This is a genomic window from Mangrovimonas futianensis (genome assembly GCF_021245805.1).
Lineage (GTDB): Bacteria > Bacteroidota > Bacteroidia > Flavobacteriales > Flavobacteriaceae > Mangrovimonas > Mangrovimonas futianensis.
Genome location: NZ_JAJJNF010000015.1, coordinates 1 through 7,923, shown reverse-complemented (window position 1 = coordinate 7,923; position 7,923 = coordinate 1). Strand labels below are relative to the sequence as shown.

Below are 7,923 nucleotides of genomic sequence, written 5' to 3'. Positions count from 1 at the left end.
CCTCGATATAGTGTCCCACTCCCGGAGGCACGTCGTTGAATACGTTGCTCATCTGGTATGGTCCACCGTCAAGTGAATAGTCCAGTTGTGAGATATCGGTCAGTGTCTCGTCCACGGTCACGGTTACGGTATTGCTGGATAAGTTGTTTACACATAGGTACTCAACCGTTACCACAGCCTGTATGTTGGCAGCCTCTGGGAAGGTGATGTTCCACTCAGATTCACATCCCTCGCTGTCTCGCACATATACGATGTGGTCTCCGCCACCCAATCCCGTAAACTCAAACAGGGTCTGTCCAGGGGCACCTTGTGTATAAGGACCGTCATAGTTGTCCAAGCTCACGCTGTATGGCGCGGTACCACCAGAAACCTCAATGCTGAACTCACCGTCCTGGTCTCCGGCACATACCTCAGGGTACATGGAATCCGGTACGATACTGATAATCACCGGTTCTGGTTCTGCTATGGAGAACTCAAATGTCAAATAACAACCCAATTCATCCTGCACGATCACTTCGTAATCCCCAGGGGCCAAGTCTTCAAAGACATTGGTCTGGAAGAACTGGTTCATCTGTGGTGATATGGCATACATGATAACGCCCGTACCACCCGTGGCATTGATGACAATGGAACCGTCACTGCTTCCAAAACATGTGACATCGTTGACCTCAAAAGTGGCCTCCAACGGATTCTGGGGTTCCGTAATCGTGATATTGGCAGTGGTTGCCAGACAGTCACCACTTTCTACCTGTACCACATAAGTGCCAGCCAAAAGTTCGGTAAATACTCCCGGGGTATTCTGTACCGCGTTGATGGTGTTCCCAGAGGTATCCTGTAAGGTGTAAACATAGTCGCCCAGACCGCCTTGTGCACTTGCCACGATGGCTCCGGTATTGTCACCGGCACAGTTGATGGTCGGGTTTGTTGATTCCAGGTTGACAATTAGATCTGGTAGTTCTTCAATGGTAATCTCATTGGTCACCCCAGTGGTACACCCGTTGGCATCCTGTACATAGAATTGGTGTGTTCCAGGAGACACAGAGAAGGTTACCGATGTGTTAAAGGTTCCCATGGAGGTCCCGTTCGGAGTCGAGCTATAAGTATATGGCGGCGTTCCACCGGTAGCACTCAAGGTCAGCTGCGCATCGTTCAAACAAGTTGCCGTACTTTCCGTTACCAGGGCAGCATCCAGGATCTCTGGTTGGTCAATGACGATCTGCCCGGATACGAACTCACAGTTGTATCCATCGGTTACGGTCACGGTATAGGTACCTGCCCCTAGGTTTGCAAACACATTGGAAGTCTGCGGTCCCGAAGAACTTGCCGTTGGAGCGGTCATGTTCAAGGTATAGGTATAGTTTGATCCCTGTCCTCCCGTTACGTTCTCCACTGTTATGGAAGCATTTTGGTCACCAAAACAATCCAGCATGGTGGCACTTGGGGTCATGGTAGCTGCAATGGGCTCTGGTTCAGATAGCACCACATCCACTGATGCGATACACCCTCCGGCATCCATGACGTTCACGGTGTAGCTTCCCGCAGATAGTTCCGTAAAGTTATTGTTGGTCGAGTATGCAACAGTTGCATCCCCGGTAAGTTCATATTGGTAATCTCCCCAACCGCCATTGGCCATTACGTTAATGGTTCCGTTTGAATTGTCACAGGTCACATCCGAAGTGATATCTGCCACAAGGTCCAGGGCCTCGGTAGGCGAGCTGATGACCACAGTGGATGTGGTACTACAGAACGGACTTTCGGTCTCGATGATCTCTACGGTAAAGGTTCCTGCTGTCATTCCGGTAACCGTTATCGGGTTGGTGGATGTGTTGGCTGCCACTGCACCGGTCACAGAGACACCGTTGGTATCGAATACCTCATAGGTATAGCTTCCCGAGTATCCGCTTACATTGATGTCAAATGCACCTGAACTGTCCCCGTAACAGGTCACGGCAGTAGGTACGGTCGTAAATGACGGAGGCGTAGCGGCCGGTAATGAGATGCCCACTTCCTCGGTACATCCTGTATCGGTATCGGTAATGGTGATGGTATACATTCCTGCCGGAACTCCAGAAAACACATTTCCAGATAAACTTATTGAGCCAGAGCTAGGTGTTATGGCATACGTAAAGTTGCCAGAACCTCCAGTACCGGTTACGGTAATCACGCCGTCATCGTCGTTACATGATGGTAGGGCAGTAGCTTCCGGTGTCAAACCAAGAGGCGCCTCGATGGTCACGGACACTAAGTTTCCACAGCCGTTGGCATCCTGTACCTCCACGGTATGGGTTCCAGAATATAGGTTGGAAATGGTAAACGGCGTACTTTGTGTCTGGAAAGCCCCACCATTGATACTGAAACTGTATGGCGCTACGCCCGCAGTAGGCATGGTGACCTCAATTTCAAACCCACCTTCGGCAGCGGTACACGGATTGGTGGCCACGGCATCCACTATCGGGGCTGGATCAGAGATCATATCAACAGGAACGGTAACGATACATCCATAGGCATCCATGGTGTGCACGTAATATGTTCCGGCATCCACGTTAAAGGTACTGGTGGAAGCCCAAGCACTGTCCGAAGCATCAGGGGCCGCAGGGGTGGTGGTTATCTGGTATAAGTATGGTGCCGTTCCATCATGTGCGATGGCACTGATCACTCCCGAATTGGGGTTACAGTTGGCATTTTGGTCCACAGAGGCCGTTAAGGTCAACGGGATCTCTGATTGTGTGATATTGAAAGGAATGGTAACAATGCTACATCCTGCGTTTGGTCCGGTATTCTCGGTGATCAGGACATAGTAGTTGCCAAAGGGCAGTGGTCCCAGATCGGTGATGGTGGTAGACCCGTTTGAAGGAACAGATCCAGAACCGGTCACACCGGTAGATTCCAGTGACAGGGTATCGAACACCTCATAGGATATATCGATACCAGTGCCATAGACACTGTTGATGGTAAAGGTTACGTTCCCATCGTCACTACCGGAACACGTAATGTTGTTTGCCGTAACAGCCGTGGCCGTTAAGGATGAGTTGGTAGGTATGGGAGTCGTAGCAGGCTCGAAGTAGCTACAGTTGGTCGATTCGTCATAGACAATAAAGGTATAGCTTACCCCCGGGGTCAATCCCGTAAAGGTTGCCGACTGGCTACCGGGCGCATCTTCAGGTATCCATGACCCGGCAGGGTTTGGATATTCTGATATAGGTCCCTGGTAGATACTGAAGTAAAAAGGTCCGGCACTACTTAGGGTAGATCCCACACTTACCACGGCAGTCCCACCAGTGGAACAGTCCACGGTAGATGCTACGGTAATGTCAAGATCGGTAGGAGGCGATGCTACCAATACGTCCTGGACCAGAACGGAACATCCGTTGGCATCGATGACGTTGATCTGGTAAAGTCCGAAGTCCACCACATCAAAGCTCACGGAAGTGGATCCCGTGGCATTAAGCTCGGAGTTTTCATAACCGTTGGTACCAGTTACGAAATAGTTGTAGGGAGCGGTTCCACCGGTAACACCATCTACAATAATAGATCCCTGTGATACTCCGGTACTTGTACATGTAATGTCTACGGCATGGTAGGTCACGTCAATAGGGTCCGGCTGATCGATAACGATGGTGTCGGTACCGGTACATGAGTTGGCATCGGTCACGGTCACGGTATAGGATCCGGCTGGTAAGCTGGAGGTTTGTGTTCCGTAATCGGTTCCGGTGGTATCGTTGAATACGTTGATTGTAAATGGCGGGGTTCCCACGGTATCATCAATGGTGATCTCCATGGCGCCATTGGTATCCCCGTTACAAAGTATTGGGGCTGTCTGTGCTATCAGGCTGATGGCCGGAGGCGTAATGGGGTTGATGGTATGTTCTGGCGAGGTAGCGGTACAACCGTTGGCATCGGTGATCTGGAACTGGTAGGTCCCTGCCGTGGATGCACTATAGGTAAAGGTCATTCCCGTTGCACCAAGATCCGTAAAGGCACCACCGTTAATGGACACGGCATAGGTGTAGGGCGCTGAGCTACCTGTTATGGTACCCGTAATGATGGCATCTGGGTTGGCCGTACAGTCCAGGTCCTTGGTAAGCACGGTGCTCAAGGAAATGGTAGGTAGGGGATCGATGGTCATGGTCTCGCTGTATGTACACTCATTGGCATCCATCACCTGGAAGGTGTAGGTTCCCGGAGCCAGGTCTGGGAACGTATTGGATGTCTGGTATGGGGTAGCTGCCGAAGCAGGTGCTATGACCTGGTACTGAAGCTCGCCGCTTCCTCCGGTGACACTTGTAATGGTCACATCGGATGAATTTGCAGGACAGGTAATGGCCGTCATATCAAACTCCATATCGGTAGGTGGGTCCAGGGCATCGATGGTGATGTTTCCCACTGCCAGGGAACATCCACTGGCATCCTGTACGGTGATGGTGTAGGTTCCGGCCGTAAGGCCCGTAAAGGTATTGCCGGACTGGAAGTTGGTCCCGTCGATACTGTATGAATAGGGAGGCGTACCACCAGTTACACCCGTCACTGTAATGGTCCCGCTACCGTTACAGGTGTAAGGGGAGGTGAGTTCAACTGTACCTTCAATCGTAGAATCGGCAGTTATAGTTACTTGTTGTGATTCGGTATAACATACTGAATCATCCAAACTATACTTTACTATAACTTCATAGGTACCTTCTGTTAAATTTGTAAAAACAGGAGCATCAACAAACGTTGATCCGCCATCAATGCTGTATTCTAAAGTTGTTCCATAGGTATTTGTAACATCAAATGTTATGGTTCCGTTGGAAGTAAAACCACATTCTATATTAGTAGATGTAACTGTATAATCAGGTTCTGGAATATCATCAACAGTAATGGTCGTTGTAGCACTACAGTTATTTGAGTCCATAACAAGAATAGCATAAGTACCAGGAGCGGTAACTGTATATTCTGGAACGGTTTGAAATTCTGAAGCACTATTAATGAAATAGAAATATGGAGGCGTTCCTCCTTCGGGATAAATAGTGATTTCCCCGTCGTCACAGGTTAAGGGGCTTGTCAATGCCGCAGTTACTGTTAATAATGGTGGTTGAATAATTTCAATTTCTTCTGAATATTCACAGCCATCATCAGTTTCAAAACTAACCGTATATATTCCGGGGTTTAGATTTTCAAAAGTGTAACTGTTTTCCATTTGTGGTCCCACACTATTGACCAATGTTCCGTTTTGATGAATCGAAAAATAGTATTGTGGATCGGCATCATTGGCTGCCAAGTAAATGCTACCAAAATCATCATAACATAAAGGTTGTTCTATTATTGTTGATGCTGTAAAGTCACTTTCAAAAATTTGAACATCGGGAACTGTGAAGACACAAGGATTGGTTTCTACTTCAGTTTGAGTAATATAAACCGTATACATCCCTGGAGTTGTTACAGTGAAGACGTTACTCGATTGGAAATTGACATTATCCAAACTAAATTCATATCCGCTGGAAACACCATTAACGGTGATGGTTCCAGGAGATTCACAAGTGATGTCAGTTGCTGTTACAATAGGCTCCAGTAAATTTTCATAGACATTAAAATAGAATTGGACATAACAACCTCCTTCAAAATTGATGGTCAGACTAAATTGACCTGCCGTATCAGCTGTGTAGTTTGGTCCTGTTCCTACTTGGTTCCAAGTACAATCGTCATTTTCATTGGCACAATCTGCATTTTCTACAGCAGCACAACTAGACTCATCTAATTGTTCCCATACTATAGAAGTCGTGCCAGAGATATTGGTTTGAATGTCTACAAAATCATTCGCTCCACATAAATAAATATTCGGCAAAAGTTTTCCGTCGTTTGGACAGGTGACTACTTCGTCAGCATAAGGAATGACTGGGTTGGTAATATCTCCTCCAAAAGTTGTTACATGATATTCTTGAGCAATGGATTGACATGGATTTGGAGCTGTGTTGAATGAATAGTAAGTTCCAACTTCGGTAGCTGTAAAGGTTTGACCCGTACCAATAACCGGGTTTCCTGAAGAGTTATTGGACCATTCATAAGTATCATACCCATCGGCTGCAGTTAGAGTAATACTGTCTCCACATAAAATAAAGTCTTCTGAAAAAGTACAATCTAGATCCACCAAAAAGTTAGTAGCTTGTGGACTCAATAAACACCCAGTATTGCTGCTTAAACTGGGGTCGTCCGTAATTAAGAAATCAGGATTGATAGTACCTTGATAGGAAGCAAACGCTTGGTTGTTGATAATATTGGAGCAAGCATCTGCTAAATCGGCACAGGTTTCAACAGTTTGAACTTCTATACGTATTTCATAAACAGGGTCATTGATTTCGACTAAAGAATCGTCAATGTTAAATATGATTTCCCTAGTTATGGGATCATAACTGGCAACCGTAACTCCTGGAGGCAACACTAAATCCTCAGGGTAATTAAAGATAATGTTGATAGGTAAAACATCTCTAATTTGGAAGTTTGTTGCATGGTCATTACCTACGTTTTGAAACCCAATAACATAATTTAATGGCTGCCCTAAACCTACATATTGCCCACCAATATCATTACCCATGTCATCTTCAACTATTTTAGTCAAAATGATATCGGGTTCGATTATTTCTACCGCAAAAGCATAGAAATATTGGAAATAGACATCTTGATCACTCTCCAACCTTACAACAGCCGATGTGGCATCATTAGCTATGACATTGTTGCCTGGATTAGGTACGACCATCACACCTGTGTCAAATCCAAGTGTGTTTGTACTATTGGGAACTCGGTTATCAACAGGTAAAGCACTCAACTGGGTGACCGAACTGTTAAAAAAGTTATTTGCTGGTCTATCAGCTGCTGATAAAGGAACGTTGTTTAATAGCAATCTGTCATTCTGAATAGGTTTATCACCTTCTAGCGTTGCAAAAGCAAAATTAGCTCTTACTGGTTGGGGTGCTGGTACGGTTCTAAATCCAGAAACTGGCACGTCTAAATTAACACTACTACTAATGGCACTGAATCCATCAAAACTAGTGATGGATTTTCCAGGCATTGTAGGGTCTTCATAGACCACAAAGAGAGACCAACCAGCAGAATATCCTGTTCCATTGTATGGGTTAAAACTTCCTGTTTCACCTTGTGCACTGGATACATTGGCGATGGTATAAGTCCCCAGATCGGTGTCAAGACTGGTTACAATAGACGTTACATCGGCATAACAGGAGTAGGGATAACTATCTCCAGTAGCAGTACCATTGGCACTATAAACTATTTCTCCGGTGATATCAAAATACCCTCCACTGGGACCTTTTAGTTTGACATTTTCAATTGGTTCATCTCCATTTGTTACTGCTCCCCAATACAATCCTGCATAGATTATTTGATAACAATTGGGGTTGGGAATTTCAAGGTCAGCGCTTGAAGAACTGAAGGTGGAGTTGTCATTATCAATGTCTATATAAGTCATGTCGACGTTATGGTTATAGACATTATTTTGATTAAATGCATTGTTATCGGGACCCAGAATATTGTTTCCTATTAACAAAATATCACCCTTTAGATCTTGATCAAATCTTGGAGTGAATGGTACATAATTTTGGGCAAACGAATGAAAGCCCAAAAACAATAGGAATGTTATAAGGGCTAATTTTGAAAAAGTAGGTTTTTTCATGGCAGCTTAGTTTAGTTCTCCTTTTTCTGCAAGGGGCATCGCATAGAAGGAGGTTATGTTAGTGTTTGTTCTAGTTTTGTTTCATTAAATATTTGTTTTAAATCATTTATAAATTTAACTGTGCCTTTGTTTTTATGTAACCACTAATACATTCTATGCTTGCTTGCGGTGCACGGGCAGTCCGAGAGCCCCTGTAGGAAGTCGATACCAATTGTGATCATGTGTGTACCGGAGTTGTAGCCTATCAGGTCGTTCATAGTGAT

The 7,923-nt window shown here is 45.6% G+C and carries 1 protein-coding gene and 1 pseudogene; both read right to left on the bottom strand.

Features of this window, described 5'->3' with window-relative positions; translation table 11 throughout:
* Positions 1 to 7,660, bottom strand: a 7,660-nt coding sequence (locus LOK78_RS16275) for a SprB repeat-containing protein (protein WP_232635654.1), incomplete at its 3' end; no start/stop codon positions are given.
* Positions 7,661 to 7,803: 143 nt separating this feature from the next.
* A pseudogene (locus tag LOK78_RS16895) lies at positions 7,804 to 7,923 on the bottom strand (PorP/SprF family type IX secretion system membrane protein); the annotation flags it as partial.